Source organism: Sporichthya polymorpha DSM 43042 (genome assembly GCF_000384115.1).
GTDB classification, from domain to species: Bacteria; Actinomycetota; Actinomycetes; order Sporichthyales; family Sporichthyaceae; genus Sporichthya; species Sporichthya polymorpha.
Window position 1 is genome coordinate 3,529,623 of the sequence record NZ_KB913029.1, and the last position, 16,072, is coordinate 3,545,694.

Genomic DNA, 16,072 nt, shown 5'->3' on the forward strand with positions numbered 1-16,072 from the left:
ACGCTGCGGACGTGGCGTCTCTCACCGAACTGGTCCGGGCGAGCACGGATCTCGACGCCGCCGACCGGGAGTGGCTGCAGGTGCTGGTCGCGGACTGGCAGCTGCTCGCCGACCTCTCCTTCTCCGACCTGGTCCTGTGGCTGCCGGTGCGGGACGGCACCGGGTACCTCGCCGCCGCCCAGATGCGCCCGACGACCGGGCCGACGGCCTTCCACGACGACCTCGTCGGGTCGTTCACGGCCCGCGGGCACCGGCCGCTGCTCGACATCGCCCACGACGAGGCGCGCATCGTCCGTGAGGGCGACCCCGAGCTGCGCAGCGACGTCCCGGTCCGCATGGAGGCGATCCCGGTCCGGCGGGCCGGCCGCGTCCTCGGAGTCATCGCGCGCAACACCAGCCTCATCTCGGTGCGCACGCCCAGCCGCCTGGAGCTCACCTACATCCAGTGCGCCGCGGACCTGGCCCGCATGATCGCGGCCGGCCTGTTCCCCCACGTCGCGTCGACCGGCTCGGTGTCGAACGTGCTGCAGGACGGCTCGCCGCGCGTGGGTGACGGGTTGATCCGGCTCGACCCCGACGGCGTCGTCACCTACGCGAGCCCCAACGCCCTGTCCGCCTACCGGCGGCTCGGGTTGGCCACCGACCTCGTCGGGACCCACCTCGGCACGGTCACCGCCGAGCTCGCCCCGACGCACGGCCCGGTGGAGGAGGCGCTCGCCGTGGTCGCCGGCGGCCGCAAGCCGCGGGGTCTGGAGATCGAGACCGACGACGTCGTCGTCGGCCTGCGCGCGATCCCGCTGGACTCGCCCGAGGCCCATCTCGGCGCGATCGTGCTGCTGCGCGACGTCACCGACGTCCGCCGTCGCGAGCGGGAGCTGATCACGAAGGACGCGACGATCCGCGAGATCCACCACCGGGTGAAGAACAACCTGCAGACGGTGGCCGCGCTGCTGCGCCTTCAGGCCCGCCGGCTGACCGAGCCGGGCGCGCGGACCGCGCTGGAGGAGGCGGTGCGCCGGGTCGGGTCGATCGCGATCGTCCACGACACGCTCTCGCTGTCCCCGGACGAGAACCTCGCGTTCGACGAGGTCGTGGACCGGGTGCTTGCGATGCTTTCCGACGTCTCGTCGGTCGAGGCCGGCCTGCTGCCCCGGCGCGAGGGGGAGTTCGGCACGGTCGCCGGCGAGCTTGCGACCCCGCTGTCGATGGTGCTGACCGAGCTGCTGCAGAACGCGCTCGAGCACGGGATTCTTCCGGGCTCGCAGGTCCTCGTCGTGCGCGCCCGGCGCACACCCAACGAGGACGGCCCGGGGGAGACCCTCTACGTGGAGGTCGACGACGACGGGCGCGGCCTGCCGCCGGACTTCGACCCGGTGTCCTCGTCGAACCTCGGGCTGCAGATCGTCCGGACGCTGGTCACCGGCGAGCTGTCGGGCGACCTCGAGATCGGCGCCCGGCCCGGCGGGGGGACGCGGGTCGCGCTGACGATTCCGCTGCGTACGCGGGCCCACTGACGGCGTCTCAGTTGCTCCGCCTCAGCTGATCAGCGGGTCCCGTCACATACGAACCCCGGCCGATCGGCCGGGGTTCGTAGGGGTCTGCTGGACCGATCCGACGATCTGCTCAGACGACGCGGGCGCGGGCGCGAGCGGTGCGGCGCTTGAGAGCGCGACGCTCGTCCTCGGAGAGACCGCCCCAGACACCGGCGTCCTGGCCGGACTCGAGGGCCCACTGCAGGCACGTCTCGACGACGTCGCAACGCCGGCACACGGCCTTGGCCTCTTCGATCTGCATCAGGGCGGGGCCGGTGTTCCCGATCGGGAAGAACAGCTCGGGATCCTCGTCCCGGCAGACTGCGCGGTGGCGCCAGTCCATGGGTGTAGCTCCTTCAGTGGTGGGCTCCGGACTCGGGCGAGCTCCGGCCCCGGCGAATGTGTGCCTGGGGGATTTCGCTAACTAGTGAACCGTTTCACGAGCGTTAACGGTCCCCCAACACGAGAGATATTTGTGTGAGATGAAGCACGGGTCCAGGGACCTTCGGTCCTGGTCAGAGCGATATTTCGAGCCAGTTCGCCCCGAACCGTGGACCACCTTGAACCACCCGCTAGCGTCGGCACAAGACCTCGAATCAGGGAATTGCGCCACACATCGGGCGGCCCGTCGGTCGGTCGGTGCGGAGGGCCGGGACGACGCATACGTACAGAGCTTCCGCACCGTAGCTGTGGTATGCACCGCGGCGCACGATCTTGAACCGGGAAATCCGGTCACAGTCCGGCAAAGGGTAGGGAATACAGCGGTGAAACCGGCAGGTGAGGATGGGGGCGCGAACCCTTCCGCGGGTCCGCTCGACGTCCCGGCGATGATCTTCGACGCCCGTCGCCACCCCCGGTTGCTGGTCGTCGCGGCCCTCGCCCAGGCCCTTCAGGCCCTGGCGCTGCTGGGCGTGGGCGTCGTCACGCTCGTGGTGGGAATCACGGGCGGCGGGAGCCTCGTCGACGGCCTGTTGGTGGGGGCGCTCGCCACCGGCGGCGGGGTCGGTCTGCTCGCCGTCGCCCGGGGACTGCTCGGTGCGCAGGGCTGGTCCCGCGCCCCGGCGCTGGTCTGGCAACTGATCACGCTGCCGATCGCGTTCACGACCATGGACGACCTGCCGGCGGCCGGCTACGCGCTCCTGACCTCGGCGATCGTCATCCTCGCGGCGCTGTTCGCCCCGTCGACCGGCGCGGCGCTGCAGGACTGACCCGTTGGGCTCCGGTCGCCGGCCGGGTCCGACGTCACTCCTCGATCAGGAGGTCCGCGCGCAGCTTCGCGAGGGTTCGGGCGAGCAACCGGGAGACGTGCATCTGGGAGATGCCGAGCTCGGTCGCGATCTGCGACTGGGTCATCCCGCCGAAGAAGCGGAGGAGCAGGATGCGCTTCTCGCGCGGGGGCAGCCGCTCCAGCAACGGCTTGAGCGACTCGCGGTACTCGACGCCTTCGAGCGCTTCGTCCTCACCACCGAGGGAGTCGACGACCGCGGGGGAGTCGCCCTCGCCCTGCTCCGGGACGTCGAGCGAGAGGGTGCTGTAGGCGTTCGCCGACTCCAGGCCCTCGAGGACCTCTTCCTCGGACCGGCCGAGCCGTTGGGCGAGCTCGGAGACGGTCGGGGCGCGGCCGAGCTGCTGGGAGAGTTCGGCCGTCGCGGTCGAGAGGTGCAGCCGCAGCTCCTGCAGCCGACGGGGAACCCGAACGGCCCAACCGCGGTCGCGGAAGTGGCGCTTGATCTCGCCGACGATGGTCGGGGTGGCGTACGTGGAGAACTCGACGCCCCGGTCGATCTCGAAGCGGTCGACGGACTTGATCAGCCCGATCGTCGCGACCTGCACGAGGTCGTCGAGGGGTTCGCCGCGGTTGCGGAAGCGGCGGGCCAGGTGCTCGACCAGCGGCAGGTGGAGCTCGACGAGCGCGTCGCGCAGCGCGGGACGGCGGGGGTCGTCGGGAGCCATCGCGGCGAGCTCGGTGAGCATCGCGCGCGCCCGGTCCCGTTCCACCTCGCGGGCCGAGTCCCGGACGGTCTCGCCCTGGATCTCCTCGGCCACGTCAGCCGCGTCCCCGCCCCGCGCCATTCATGCCGCCCCCTCGGCGGTCTTGCGCAGGGTGATCGTGAGGTGCTGGTCCGAGTCCACGGTCGCCGTCACGTCCCCGGCCAGCGCCGACAGGACCGTCCAGGCGAAGGTGTTCCGCGGGGGCACGGCGCCGTCCCGCGTGGGCGCGGTGACCTCGACGGTCAGCGTCGGGGCGTCCAGCGTGAACCGGCAGAGCAGATCGGTGTCGGGGACGACCTGCGCGAGCAGCATCGCGCAGGCCTCGTCGACGGCGATGCGCAGGTCCTCGATCTCGTCGATCGTGAAATCCAGGCGCGCGGCCAGACCCGCGGTGGCGGTGCGCAGCACGGACAGATAGGCGCCGTCGGCGGGGAGCCGCACCTCGACGAAGTCGTCAATGGGTCGGTCGAAGTCGTCCATCGGTCTGCCGACGGCGCCATCAGGCTCCGAGGAGCTCACGCGGCCTTTTTGGTGGCCCAGAAGATCTCGGCGATCTCGTCGATCTTCGCGAGCAGCTTGTCCGCGACCTCGACGTCGACCGAGCCCTTCGTGCCGCCGGCGCCGGCGAGCTTGGTGGCCTCGTTGAACAGCTGGTGCAGGTTCGGGTAGGCCTCGAAGTGCGGCGGCTTGAAGTAGTCGGTCCACAGCACCCAGAGGTGGTGCTTGACCAGGTCGGACCGCTGCTCCTTGATCTGCAGAGCGCGCTCGCGGAAGACCGGGTCCTCGTTACCGACGTACTTCTCGCAGATCGCCTTGACGGACTCGGCCTCGATGCGGGCCTGGGCGGGGTCGTACACGCCGCAGGGCAGGTCGCAGTGGGCGGAGACCTCGATCGGCCGGGTGATCGTGCGCAGCAACGGCATCAGAGCGGTCCCTTCGTTGCTTTCGGAAAGTGTCAGGGGGTGGACGTCGGGTGACGTCCGCGTCGGTCGCGACACTACCCCTGTGGGCACGGACCGAGAGCGGAAGGGCTGGGGGACCGCGCGCGTCTCCGGCGACTCGATGCGGCCCACCTACCGACCCGGTGACCTGCTGCTGATCCGCTACCGCGCCCGACCGCGGGTCGGGCGCGCCGCGATCGTCCGGCTGCCGGACCGCGGCCTCGCGGTCAAACGCGTGACCCGGCGCGAGCCCGACGGCTGGTGGGTCGAGCGGGACAACCCACGGGCCGGGGTCGACTCCTGGCTGGTGGGGGCGATCCCCGACGCCGACGTCGTCGCGGTCGTCGTCGCCCGGCTGTGGCCCCTCCTCCGACGGACCTGACACGAAACGGGGCGGAGGCAAACCGGACTTCTCGCCACTAGGGTCGGACCATGTTCGCTGTCAGCGCTGCGCGCTTCTCCGACTCCGACCCGCTGTCCGCCCTCGACCTCGGTGAGCGGCCGGACCCGATCGCCAAGGACGGCTGGGTGACGGTCGACGTCAAGGCGGCCTCTCTCAACCACCACGACCTGTGGAGCCTGCGGGGGCGCGGGCTGAAGGAGGAGCAGCTCCCGATGATCCTCGGCTGCGACGCGGCCGGGACCGACGAGGACGGCAACGAGGTCATCGTGCACGCGGTGATCGGCGACCCGGAGTGGAAGGGCGACGAGACCTTCGACCCGAAGCGCTCGCTGCTCTCCGAGCGCTACCAGGGCACGTTCGCGGAGAAGGTCGTCGTCCCGCGGCGCAACCTGGTGCCCAAGCCGGCGCAGCTCTCCTGGGAGGAGGCGGCCTGCCTTCCGACGGCGTGGCTGACCGCCTACCGGATGCTCTTCACCCGCGCGGGCATCTCGCCCGGCGCCACGATCCTGGTCCAGGGCGCGGGCGGCGGTGTCGCGACTGCGCTGATCAGCCTCGGCCGCGCGGCCGGCCTCCGTGTGTGGGCCACGAGCCGGGACGAGGCCAAGCGCGAGCGCGCCCTCTCCCTCGGCGCCGACCAGGTCTTCGCCTCCGGCGCCCGGCTGCCCGAGCGGGTCGACGCGGTTTTCGAGACGGTCGGCGAGGCGACCTGGTCGCACTCGGTCCGCTCGCTCAAGCCCGGCGGCACCATCGTCATCTCCGGCGCGACCAGCGGCGACGCCCCGCCGGCCGAGCTGACCCGCATCTTCTTCCTCCAGCTCTCCGTCGTCGGCTCGACGATGGGCTCCCGGGACGAGCTGGAGCGCCTCGCTCAGTTTATGGCGACCACCGGCGTGAAGCCGTTGATCGACGAGGTGCTGCCGCTCCAGGACGCCCGCCGCGGCTTCGAGAAGATGCATTCCGGCGACCTGTTCGGGAAGATCGTCTTCACCGTCTGACCCACCGGCCGACCTGGATCGTCCGGTCCAGTTGGGACGTTCGGAGGGTCATGTCCCGGCTTTAGGCTGCCGACAACCGGATGGCGGCGGGAGCAAGGGACACCGGTGGAGAAGCTGGGCATCAGCGAGCAGCTCATCGAGCAGCTGCCGGACGCGGTCTTCGTGGTCGATTCGTCCGGAAAGATCCTGTTCGTCAACGGGCAGGGCGAGACCCTGTTCGGCTGGACCCGTGAGGAGCTGATCGGGCGACCGATCGAGACGCTCGTCCCGCCGACCGCGCGCGCCGCGCACCCGATGCACCGCGCGCAGTACTTCGGCGCACCCCAGGTGCGGCCGATGGGTGCCGGGCTCGACCTGTTCGGCTGCCGCAAGGACGGTTCCCAGTTCCCGGCCGAGATCTCGCTGTCCTCGATCGAGACCGAGGAGGGCCGGCTCGTCACCGCTGTCGTCCGGGACGCGACCGACCGGCTCAAGACCCAGGCCAAGTTCTCCGGCCTGCTCGAAGCCGCCCCCGACGCGATGCTCGGCGTCGACGACTCCGGGCTGATCCAACTGGTCAACACCCAGGCCGAGGTCATGTTCGGCTGGTCGCGCAACGAACTGCTCGGCCGGCCGATCGAGACGCTGGTGCCCGACCAGGCCCGGACCGCGCACCGCAAGCACCGCACCGGATACTTCGCCGAGCCCGTGGTGCGGTCCATGGGTGCCGGGATCGACCTGTCCGCCCGCCGCAAGGACGGCTCGGAGTTCCCGGTCGAGATCTCGCTGTCCTCGATCGAGACCGAGGACGGTCTGCTCGTCACCGCGGCCGTCCGAGACGTGACCGAGCGCAAGGCGTTCGAGGGCGTCGTCGCCCGCGCCCGCGACACCGCCGAACGAGCTGCCCGATCGCGCCAGGAGTTCCTGGCGAACATGAGCCACGAGATCCGCACCCCGATGAACGCGATCATCGGCATGACCAGCCTGCTGCTGGACACGCCGATGGACCGTCAGCAGCGCGACTTCGTCGAGACGATGCGGACCTCGGGCGAGCACCTGCTCACGATCATCAACGACATCCTCGACTACGCGAAGATCGACGCGGGCAAGCTCGTGCTCGAGGAGGTCGCGTTCGAGATCCGCGACTGGTTGGGGGAGACCGTCGACCTCGTCACCCTCCAGGCGCACGAGAAGGGTCTCGAGCTGGCCTGCGACGTGGCGCCCGAGGTGCCGGCGATCGTCATCGGCGACCCGGCCCGCACCCGCCAGGTGCTGGTGAACCTGCTCGCGAACGCCGTGAAGTTCACGCACGCCGGCGAGGTGGTGGTCCGCGTCGAGGTGGAGCGTGTCGACCACCGCCCCGACGGGACGCCTGAGACCTGGCTGCGGTTCGAGGTCGCCGACACCGGCATCGGTGTGGCCGCCGACCGCATCGACTCACTCTTCGAGCCCTTCACCCAGGGCGACAGCACCACGACCCGCATCTACGGCGGCACCGGTCTCGGCCTTGCGATCAGCCGCCGGCTGGTGGAGTCCATGGGTGGCGTCATGGAGATGACGTCGAGCCCGGGAGCGGGCACCACGGTCACCTTCCGCTTCCCCGTCATCGGGCGCGACGCCGTGGAGAGTGTCGCTCCGGCCGGCCTCGCCGGGCAGCGCGTTCTCATTGTGGACGACAATGCGACGCACCGTCAGATTCTGGAGGCGTGGGCGCAGCAGCACGAGATGGACACCGTCACCGCCGGGGGCGGCGAGGAGGCGCTCGACCTCGTCGACCTCGACCAGGGGCGCAACCGGAGGTTCGACCTCGCCCTGCTCGACCTGGACATGCCCGGCATGGACGGTCACGAGCTGGGCCGCGCGCTGCGGCAGCGGAGCCCCGGGATCCGACTCGTGCTGCTCCATTCGACCGCCCCGGCGCGGGTCGTGGAGCCGGGGTTGTTCGACCTCGTGCTGGCCAAGCCGGCCCGCGCGGAGAAGCTGACCGAGCTCCTGCTCGAGCTGATCCGCACCGGACGGGTCCGCGACACCGTCACCTCGTCCCCGTCCTCGGTCTTCGACCTGCCGGTGCCGGCCCGCAAGCTCTCGATCCTCGTGGTCGAGGACACCCCGGTGAACCAGAAGGTCGCCCAGCACCTGCTGGCCCGGTTCGGTTTCCGCGCCGACGTGGCCGCCAGCGGCCGGGAGGCCCTGGACGCCCTCGCCCAGCGGGCCTACGACCTGGTCCTGATGGACATTCAGATGCCCGAGATGGACGGCCTGGAGGCCACCCGGCGGATCCGTGCCCGGTGGCCCGACCGTGGGCTGCACATCGTGGCGATGACCGCGAACGTCGCGACCGAGGACGTCCGCCGCTGCTACGAGGCCGGCATGGACGCCTTCCTCCCCAAGCCGATTGACGTCGCCTCGCTCGGCCGCATGCTGAGCGGACTGCTCAGCACTCCCGCCGGGGAGGACCCGGTCGTCGACCCCGAGGTCGTGAGTCGGCTGCGTGAGGAGATCGGACCGGAGGTCGTCCGCGAGCTCGCCGAGGAGTTCCTCGCCGACCTCGACGTCTCGCTGCCGGACCTCGAGGCGGTCTGCCAGGCGCAGGACCGGGCCGCGCTGGCGGCGGCCGCCCACAAGCTCAAGTCACCCGCGCGGTCTCTCGGCGCCGAGGCGCTCGGACAAATGCTCCACGACCTCGAGCAGCGCGCCGCCGAGGAGGACTGGGCGACCCTGACCCGCCTCGTCGGCCGCGTCGTCGGGCAGCGGCAGTCCCTCGACGACCAACTCCGCGCGGCGGTCGCACTCAGGGACTGACGCACCACGACGGGGTCCGTCAGTCCTCGTCGTCGTCCAGTCGCGCGAGCCACGTGGCGAGGCGCTCGATCGGGACCTCGAACTCGGGGTGAAGGTCCACGAACTCCGAGAGCCGGTCCGCGAGCCAGGCGAGGTTGACGTCCTCCTCGCCCCGGCGCGCGGCCAGCTCCTCGATCCCGCGGTCGGTGAAGTACATCTGCTCCGCCGTTACCGGGCGAACGCCTGCTCGATGAGCAGCTGCTGCTCGTACTCGTGGACGGAGTGCGAGCCGACCGCCGGCGCCGAGGACGCCGGGCGGGAGACCCGGTAGAGCACGCGGCCGACCTGCTCGGCGAAGTGCAGGGCCATGAACGGCCACGCACCCTGGTTCGCCGGCTCCTCCTGGACCCAGCGCACCTCGCCCGCGTTCGGGTACTTCGCGAGCGCCGCCTTCAGCTCCTCGACCGGCAGCGGGTAGAGCTGCTCGACCCGGACCAGCGCGGTGTCCTGCGCCGACCCGTGCTGCTCCCGCTGCGCCGACAGGTCGTAGAAGACCTTGCCGGTGCACAGGATCACCCGCGTGACCGCCGACGGGTCGACGGTGTCGTCCGCGATAACCGGCTGGAAGTGCCCGGAGGTGAACTCGCCCGGGGCCGAGACCGCGGCGCGATGCCGCAGCAGCGACTTCGGCGTGAAGATCACCAGCGGCCGGTGGAACGGACCCAGTGCCTGCCAGCGCAGCAGGTGGAAGTGGTTCGCCGGCGTGGTCGGGATCGCGACCGTCATGTTCCCCTGCGCGCACAGCTGCAGGAAGCGCTCCGGGCGGCCGGACGAGTGGTCCGGACCCTGACCCTCCATGCCGTGCGGGAGCAGGAGCACGACGCCCGACGTCTGGCCCCACTTCTGCTCACCGGAGGAGATGAACTCGTCGATGATCGTCTGGGCGCCGTTGACGAAGTCGCCGAACTGGCCCTCCCAGCACACGAGCGCGTCGGGCCGCGCCACCGAGTAGCCGTACTCGAAGCCGAGTGCGGCGAACTCGCTCAGCAGCGAGTCGTAGACGTAGAACGTGCCCTGGTCGGGGGACAGGTTCTGCAGCGGGTTGTACTCGGCCGCGGTCTTGCGGCAGACGAGCACCGCGTGGCGCTGGGTGAACGTCCCGCGGCGGCTGTCCTGCCCGGCCAGGCGGACCGGACGGCCCTCCAGCAGCAGGGAGCCGTAGGCGATCAGCTCGCCGAAGCCCCAGTCGATGTTGCCGGTCTCGATCATCGCGGCGCGCTTCTGCAGCAGTGGCGCGACGCGGGGGTGGACGGAGAAGCCCTCGGGGACGTTGACCTGGCTCTCGACGATCCGCTTGAGCGACTCGCTGCTGATCGCAGTGTTCACCGAGGTGGCCGGCGCCTGGTCGTTGCTGACGGGCTGCGCCACGGTCGCGGGCGTGCTCGAACTGCCGCGCGTCTCGGCGAAGACCTTCTCGAGCTGCTCGCGGTAGTCCTTGAGGGCCTCCTCGGCCTCCTCGAAGGTGATGTCGCCGCGCCCGATTAGCGCCTCGGTGTAGAGCTTGCGGACCGAGCGCTTCTGGTCGATCAGGTCGTACATCAACGGCTGGGTCATCGAGGGGTCGTCGCCCTCGTTGTGGCCCCGTCGCCGGTAGCAGATCATGTCGATGACGACGTCCTTCTTGAACGCCTGGCGGAACTCGAACGCCCACCGCGCGACGCGCACGCAGGCCTCCGGGTCGTCACCGTTGACGTGGAAGATCGGCGCTGCCACCGTGCGCGCGACGTCGGTCGCGTACAGGCTCGAACGGCTGGACGTCGGTGAGGTCGTGAACCCGACCTGGTTGTTGACGACGACGTGGACGGTGCCGCCGGTGCGGTAACCGCGCAGCTGCGACATCTCCAGCGTCTCGGCCACGACACCCTGGCCGGCGAACGCGGCGTCGCCGTGGAGGAGGACGGGCAGGACGGTGAAGCCGCTCTCGCCGCGGTCGATGATGTCCTGCTTCGCGCGGACGATGCCCTCGAGGACGGGGTTGACCGCCTCCAGGTGCGACGGGTTCGCGGCGAGGTAGGTCTTGACCGTCGAGCCGTCGTGTGCCGTGTACACGCCCTCCTGGCCGAGGTGGTACTTCACGTCGCCCGAGCCGTGCATCGACTTCGGGTCGATGTTGCCCTCGAACTCGCGGAAGATCTGGCCGTAGCTCTTGCCGACGATGTTGGCGAGCACGTTCAGGCGGCCACGGTGCGGCATGCCGACCGCGACCTCGTCGAGCCGGGACTGCGCCGCGGCGACGAGGAGCGCGTCGAGCAGCGCTATGACGGACTCGCCACCCTCGAGCGAGAACCGCTTCTGGCCGACGTACTTGGTCTGCAGGAAGGTCTCGAAGGCCTCGGCCTCGTTGAGCTTGCGCAGCACGCGGAGCTGGTCGTTGCGCGGGAGCCGGTCCGGGGCGCGCTCGACGCGCTCCTGGATCCAGAGCCGCTCCTTCGGGTCGGCCATGTGCATGTACTCGATGCCGACCGTGCGGCAGTACGAGGAGCGCAGCACCCCGAGGATGTCGCGCAGCTTCATCAGGCCCGACAGGGAGAACGTCGTGCCGGAGACGAACTCGCGGTCGAGGTCCCACAGCGTCAGACCGTGCTTGACGATGTCGAGGTCGGGGTGGCTGCGCTGCTTGTACTCGAGCGGGTCCGTGTCGGCCATCAGGTGGCCGCGGGTGCGGTAGGCCTCGATCAGCTCGTGGACGCGGGCCTGCTTGGAGACCTGGTCCTCGTGGCTGGTCGCGATGTCGGTCTCCCAGCGGATCGGCTCGTACGGGATCCGCAGCGCCGCGAAGACGTCGTCGTAGAAGTTGTCCTCGCCGAGGAGGAGCTGGTGCAGGCGGCGCAGGAACTCACCGCTCTGCGCGCCCTGGATGATCCGGTGGTCGTAGGTGGACGTCAGCGTCATGATCTTGCTGACCGCCATGTTCGCCAGCGTCTCGGGCGAGGCGCCCTGCCACTCGGCCGGGTACTCCATCGCGCCGACGCCGATGATCGTGCCCTGACCCTGCATCAGACGCGGCACCGAGTGGACGGTCCCGATCGTGCCCGGGTTGGTGAGGCTGATCGTCGTGCCGGCGAAGTCGTCGACGGTGAGCTTGTTGTTCCGGGCCCGGCGGACGATGTCCTCGTAGGCCAGCCAGAACTGCGCGAAGTCGAGCGTCTCCGCCTTCTTGATCGAGGGGACCAGCAGCGACCGCGAACCGTCGGCCTTGGTCACGTCGATGGCGAGACCCAGGTTCACCGACTCCGGCGTGACGAGGGCGGGCTTGCCGTCGATCTCGGTGTAGCCGCAGTTCATCGCCGGCACGTCCGCCAGCGCGCGGACCACCGCGAAGCCGATCAGGTGGGTGAAGGAGACCTTCCCGCCGCGGGCCCGCTTCAGGTGGTTGTTGATGACGATGCGGTTGTCGATGAGGAGCTTCGCCGGGACCGCGCGCACCGACGTCGCGGTCGGGACGGTGAGGCTCGCCTCCATGTTCGTGACGACGCGCGCCGCCGGGCCCTTGAGCGGGCTGACGTTCTCCGCCGGGGCCGCGCTCTTCGCGGGGGCGGGGGCCGCGCTCTTCGTCGGGGCCGGAGCCGCGGGCGCGGCGGACTTGGCCGCGGGAGCCGGGGCCGCCGGAGCCGGAGCGGGGGCCGCGGGAGCGGGGGCCGGTGCGCCCTGGGCGGGGGCCGGTGCGCTCTGGGTGGCGGCCGGCGCGGGGGCCGGGGGAGCCGCGGCGGGGGCGGCGGAGGCGGCCGGAGCGCCGGTTGAGGCGCTCTCACCACCGGCCGGGGTGGCGGGCCGGGTCAAGATTCGGTGAATTCCGGTGTCGGAACTCGGGGTGTAGTCGGCGAAGAACTCCCACCAGGCGGGATCCACGCTGTTCTTGTCCCGCAGATACGCCTGGTAGATCTCGTCGACCAGCCACTCGTTGGTCCCGAACCCGGACAGCGGATTGGACTGCGGTGACGACACGGTTTTGATCAACCTCTTCCGGGCTGCGCACAGGGACCAGACGGGACCTCGAACCACTGGTTCCGCCGCTCTGACCAGCGTAGTCGCCGTGTTCGTCCGGTCACAGGTCGGTATGGGTGGCCCAACTCACCTGCCCGCTTCCGCGCGTTCCGGCCCTGCGAATTGGATGTGCCGCCTGACCTTCGTGGTCTACCGCTCACCCGTTCGGCGTGGATGTTTGCCACCGTTTTGGGGGCATTTGTCAGGTTTCGGCGGATCCTGACGGGCACGTGAAATCCGTTCGAGACCCCTGGGGGGTTCTCGGGAGATGGGGCGAGGACTCATGGTTACTCGACGTTTCACCTCGGCCGCTCTGGCCGCCGGGGTCGCCACCGCGGTGGGCGTCACCTTGTTCATGGCCGGCGCGCCGAGCGCCGGCGCGGCCGTGGCCGACGACGACCTGCGCGGCCGCGCACTGCAGGACTACACGGTCGACACGGGGCGCAACGGCCCCAGCGTCGGTGACCGGTACGTCTTCTCGGAGCGGCTGTTCAACGAGGACAACAAGCGGGTCGGCATCCTCGCGGCGACGTGCGACGTCACGTACGTCAACCGGAGCTCGAGCGGTCGGGTGAAGAACGTCCTCACGCAGTGCACGGGCACCTTCCGCCTGGACGACGGCCAGATCACCGTCGCCGGCACGATCACCCGGACGGCGAACAGCGCGGTCCTGGCGGTCACCGGCGGCACCGGCCGCTACGACGACGCCCAGGGCGAGGTCGGACTCAGATTCGTCAACGACAAGCGGACGGACTACGACTTCGACTTCGAGAACAACGGCGGCGGCACGATCGTCGGCTGACACATCGGCTGAGTGTGTTGACAAGGGGTGACACCCCTTGTCAACACCGGTCGACCAAGGGGTGACAACCCCCGGTCGACGTCGACGACTGGGGACGTGGGTCGGTCAGGCGAGTGCCCGGCCGAGGTCGGCCAGGATGCGGACGGCGGCGTTGTGTCCCGCCGCCCCGATCACCGACCCGGCCGGGTGACAGCCGGCCGATCCGGCGTACAGCCCGGGCAGCCCGGTCGCGTACGGCACCCGGTCGGCGAACGCCACGGTGTTGTCGACGTGGTGGATGTGCCCACCGGTGATGCCGAACCGGGCCTCGATGCCCGGCGGGGGGAGCGCGAGGGTGTCGGCGACGCTCGCCGACGTCCCCGGGGCGAACCGGTCGCAGACCTCGAGGAGGTGCGCGACGTAGCCGGGTAGCTCGGCGTCCCAGTCCGAGCCCTGCGGGACGTGCGGCACCGACTGCACGAACAGCGCCGACGAGTGGTGCCCGGCCGCGTCGTGCAGGCTCGGGTCGACGGTCGTGTGCACGTACCACTCGATCGTCGGGAACGTCGGGTATCGCGGCAGCCGCCCGGCCTGCACGTCGGCCCACATCGCGCGCACCGCCTCGAGCGGGCGGTCCTCGCCGGGCAGGAGGTGCACGGTCGCCCCGCCCGTCGCGCCGCCGCCGGGGGCGTTCGCGAGCGCCGGGAAGTGCGGCACCTCGCGCAGCGCGAGGTTGAGCTTCAGCGTGACGCCCGGCCGGCGGATCCGTTCCAGCCGGTCGGACAGGTCCGCGGGCAACGCGTCGCCGACGAGGTCAGGGAGGCGGAACGGGTCGCAGGCCGCGAGGACCACGGCGGTGTCGATCCGGCCCCGGTCGGTCTCGACGCCGCGGACGACGCCGCCTGTCGTGTCGATCGCGCGGACCGGTGCCGACGTCCGCACCTGCGCCCCGGCCGCGCGGGCGGTCTCGGCGAGCGCGCCGGTGACGGTGCCCATACCGCCGCGGACGATCATCCAGGTCCCGTCCGACCCGGGCAGCCGGCCCATGTTGTGGGCGAGGAAGTTGTGGCCGGTGCCGGGATCGTCGACGCCCGCGGTCAGCCCGGAGATCCCGTCGGTGACCGCGTACATGGCGACCAGACGTTCGGAGGTGAAGCCGAAGCGGGCGAGGTGGTCGACGACCGAGCCGCGGCAGAGCGCCACGAAGATCTCGCGCAGCGCGGGGCGGATGTACCGCTCGGCGGTGTCCTCGACCGACAGCGGTTCGGCGAGCCAGGCCGGCGCCAGGTCGGTGCGCAACTGGTCGAGCTCGGCGTTCAGGGCGGCGTCGGCGCGGGCGTCGGCGGGGGAGAAGGCCGCCTCGATCGCCGCGGCGTTCGCGGCTGCATCGGCGCCGAGGAGCACCGAGGGCAGTGACGATCCCGCCGGGGCGGGCAGGGCGTAGTGCGGGTTCCGGCGCAGCACGGGCAGGTCGAGGCCGAGGGTCGCGATCAGCTCCGGCGGCATCAGCCCGAGCAGGTACGCGCCCGTCGAGTGGCGCAGTCCCGGCACAGCGGCGAAGGGTTCCTCGGTGCGCGCCGCACCGCCGACGACATCGGCCGTCTCGCAGACCACGACGTCGAGTCCGGCCCGGGCGAGCAGGGTCGCGGCGACCAGCCCGTTGTGCCCGGCTCCGATCACGACGACGTCGGCGCGTGCAGTCACCCGGCCGAGTCTGGCAGGACTAGGGTCGCAGCGTTCGGACGTCCCGCGCGGGACGCGAAGCCCCGTGAGGCAATGCCATGGCCGAGATCCCGGTGACCGCCGTCCGGCGGGCGCGCCGGCGGGCGCCGGTGCGGTTGCCCGGGCCGGTCGACGCGGGTCTCGTCACCGTCGGACGGCTGACGACGCTGGCGATCGCGAGCGTCCGGTACCTCGTCACGGACCTGGTGCGCGGCCGCTTCCCGTGGCGGGAGTTCCTGCTGCAGGCCTGGTTCGTCGCGAGTGTCTCGCTGCTGCCGGCGATCCTGGTCGCGATCCCGTTCGGCGTGATCGTCGCGATCAACGTCGGCAGCCTCGCGCAGCAGGTCGGGGCGTCCTCGTTCGTCGGCGCGGTCAACGGACTCGGTGTCATCCGCGAGGGCGCGCCGGTCGTGACGGCGCTGCTGCTCGCCGGCGCGGCCGGGTCGGCGATCTGCTCCGACCTCGGGTCGCGGACGATCCGCGAGGAGATCGACGCGATGCGCGTCATGGGCATCTCGCCCGTCCGCCGTCTGGTGGCGCCGCGCGTCGCCGCTCTCGTCGTCGTCGGCGTGCTGCTCTGCTCGATCGTCGCGATGACCGGGGTGCTCGCCGGCTACTTCTTCAACGTCTACGTCCAGCACGGAACGCCCGGGACCTACCTGAACTCGTTCACCGACTTCGCCACCGCCGGCGACTTCGTCGTCGCGGAGATCAAGGCCGCCGTGTTCGGGTTCCTTGCCGCGATCGTCGCCGCCCACAAGGGGCTGAACGCGCGCGGCGGGCCGAAGGGCGTCGCCGACGCGGTGAATCAGTGCGTCGTCCTGAGCTTCCTGCTGCTGTTCAGTACGAACATCCTCATCACCCAGGCGTACCTGCTGATCTCGCCGCCGGTGGTGGTCTGA

14 protein-coding genes are annotated in these 16,072 nt (G+C 70.9%); 7 read left to right on the forward strand and 7 right to left on the reverse strand.

Annotated features, from left to right (window positions below; all coding sequences use genetic code 11):
- The first annotated feature begins 11 nt into the window (after positions 1-11).
- Positions 12-1,514, forward strand: a complete 1,503-nt coding sequence (locus SPOPO_RS0117180) for a sensor histidine kinase (RefSeq protein WP_028984865.1) — start codon at positions 12-14, stop codon at positions 1,512-1,514.
- A gap of 109 nt (positions 1,515-1,623) precedes the next feature.
- On the opposite strand, the gene SPOPO_RS0117185 is transcribed toward SPOPO_RS0117180, so the two are convergent.
- Positions 1,624-1,875, reverse strand: coding sequence for a WhiB family transcriptional regulator (locus SPOPO_RS0117185; RefSeq protein WP_019876180.1), 252 nt, complete (start codon positions 1,873-1,875; stop codon positions 1,624-1,626).
- 421 nt (positions 1,876-2,296) lie between these two features.
- On the opposite strand from SPOPO_RS0117185, the gene SPOPO_RS0117190 reads away from it, so the two are divergent.
- Entirely contained in the window at positions 2,297-2,740 is a 444-nt protein-coding gene (locus tag SPOPO_RS0117190) for a hypothetical protein (RefSeq protein WP_019876182.1), read from the forward strand.
- A 34-nt stretch (positions 2,741-2,774) separates the two neighbouring features.
- Here SPOPO_RS0117190 and SPOPO_RS0117195 read toward each other — a convergent pair whose 3' ends face one another.
- From SPOPO_RS0117195 to sodN, 3 genes are read right to left on the reverse strand one after another with little or no spacing between them, the layout of a single operon-like run.
- On the reverse strand, positions 2,775-3,605 hold the full coding sequence (locus SPOPO_RS0117195; RefSeq protein ID WP_019876183.1) for an RNA polymerase sigma factor SigF: 831 nt from the start codon (positions 3,603-3,605) through the stop codon (positions 2,775-2,777).
- Positions 3,606-4,004: an ATP-binding protein gene (locus tag SPOPO_RS0117200; RefSeq protein ID WP_019876184.1), complete on the reverse strand. Its 399-nt coding sequence runs from the start codon at positions 4,002-4,004 to the stop codon at positions 3,606-3,608.
- Between the two features lie 35 nt (positions 4,005-4,039).
- A complete protein-coding gene (gene sodN / locus SPOPO_RS0117205; RefSeq protein ID WP_019876185.1) occupies positions 4,040-4,447 on the reverse strand; it encodes a superoxide dismutase, Ni in 408 nt (135 codons plus the stop codon).
- An 82-nt stretch (positions 4,448-4,529) separates the two neighbouring features.
- Here sodN and SPOPO_RS35260 point away from each other — a divergent pair, with 82 nt between their 5' ends.
- The 3 genes from SPOPO_RS35260 to SPOPO_RS30200 all read left to right on the forward strand — a co-directional run bounded on the left by SPOPO_RS35260 (position 4,530) and on the right by SPOPO_RS30200 (position 8,644).
- Positions 4,530-4,847 (forward strand): S24 family peptidase, encoded by a 318-nt coding sequence (locus SPOPO_RS35260; RefSeq protein ID WP_019876186.1) that lies wholly within the window; start codon positions 4,530-4,532, stop codon positions 4,845-4,847.
- Positions 4,848-4,897: 50 nt separating this feature from the next.
- Positions 4,898-5,863 carry a zinc-binding dehydrogenase gene (locus SPOPO_RS0117215; protein WP_019876187.1) on the forward strand — a complete coding sequence of 322 codons (966 nt, stop codon included), beginning with the start codon at positions 4,898-4,900 and terminating at the stop codon, positions 5,861-5,863.
- 105 nt (positions 5,864-5,968) lie between these two features.
- A complete protein-coding gene (locus SPOPO_RS30200; protein WP_019876188.1) occupies positions 5,969-8,644 on the forward strand; it encodes a PAS domain S-box protein in 2,676 nt (891 codons plus the stop codon).
- Between the two features lie 19 nt (positions 8,645-8,663).
- Here the strand turns inward: SPOPO_RS30200 and SPOPO_RS34870 are convergent, their stop codons facing one another.
- Positions 8,664-8,840, reverse strand: coding sequence for a DUF6104 family protein (locus tag SPOPO_RS34870; RefSeq protein ID WP_019876189.1), 177 nt, complete (start codon positions 8,838-8,840; stop codon positions 8,664-8,666).
- 11 nt (positions 8,841-8,851) lie between these two features.
- Positions 8,852-12,628: a multifunctional oxoglutarate decarboxylase/oxoglutarate dehydrogenase thiamine pyrophosphate-binding subunit/dihydrolipoyllysine-residue succinyltransferase subunit gene (locus SPOPO_RS0117230; protein WP_019876190.1), complete on the reverse strand. Its 3,777-nt coding sequence runs from the start codon at positions 12,626-12,628 to the stop codon at positions 8,852-8,854.
- A 322-nt stretch (positions 12,629-12,950) separates the two neighbouring features.
- On the opposite strand from SPOPO_RS0117230, the gene SPOPO_RS33020 reads away from it, so the two are divergent.
- The gene (locus tag SPOPO_RS33020; protein ID WP_019876191.1) at positions 12,951-13,469 is read left to right on the forward strand and encodes an allene oxide cyclase barrel-like domain-containing protein; all 519 of its coding nucleotides are present in this window, start codon (positions 12,951-12,953) and stop codon (positions 13,467-13,469) included.
- Positions 13,470-13,574: 105 nt separating this feature from the next.
- Here the strand turns inward: SPOPO_RS33020 and SPOPO_RS0117240 are convergent, their stop codons facing one another.
- Positions 13,575-15,152 carry a phytoene desaturase family protein gene (locus SPOPO_RS0117240; RefSeq protein ID WP_019876192.1) on the reverse strand — a complete coding sequence of 526 codons (1,578 nt, stop codon included), beginning with the start codon at positions 15,150-15,152 and terminating at the stop codon, positions 13,575-13,577.
- 77 nt (positions 15,153-15,229) lie between these two features.
- Here SPOPO_RS0117240 and SPOPO_RS0117245 point away from each other — a divergent pair, with 77 nt between their 5' ends.
- Entirely contained in the window at positions 15,230-16,072 is an 843-nt protein-coding gene (locus SPOPO_RS0117245) for an MlaE family ABC transporter permease (protein WP_019876193.1), read from the forward strand.

What these genes read in the sequence shown, in the direction of transcription:
- SPOPO_RS0117245 (WP_019876193.1), top strand. Translation starts at nt 15,230, where the DNA reads ATGGCCGAGATCCCGGTGACCGCCGTCCGGCGGGCGCGCCGGCGGGCG.
- SPOPO_RS0117195 (WP_019876183.1), bottom strand. Translation starts at nt 3,605, where the DNA reads ATGGCGCGGGGCGGGGACGCGGCTGACGTGGCCGAGGAGATCCAGGGC.
- SPOPO_RS0117185 (WP_019876180.1), bottom strand. Translation starts at nt 1,875, where the DNA reads ATGGACTGGCGCCACCGCGCAGTCTGCCGGGACGAGGATCCCGAGCTG.
- SPOPO_RS0117200 (WP_019876184.1), bottom strand. Translation starts at nt 4,004, where the DNA reads ATGGACGACTTCGACCGACCCATTGACGACTTCGTCGAGGTGCGGCTC.
- SPOPO_RS34870 (WP_019876189.1), bottom strand. Translation starts at nt 8,840, where the DNA reads ATGTACTTCACCGACCGCGGGATCGAGGAGCTGGCCGCGCGCCGGGGC.
- SPOPO_RS33020 (WP_019876191.1), top strand. Translation starts at nt 12,951, where the DNA reads ATGGTTACTCGACGTTTCACCTCGGCCGCTCTGGCCGCCGGGGTCGCC.
- SPOPO_RS0117215 (WP_019876187.1), top strand. Translation starts at nt 4,898, where the DNA reads ATGTTCGCTGTCAGCGCTGCGCGCTTCTCCGACTCCGACCCGCTGTCC.
- sodN (WP_019876185.1), bottom strand. Translation starts at nt 4,447, where the DNA reads ATGCCGTTGCTGCGCACGATCACCCGGCCGATCGAGGTCTCCGCCCAC.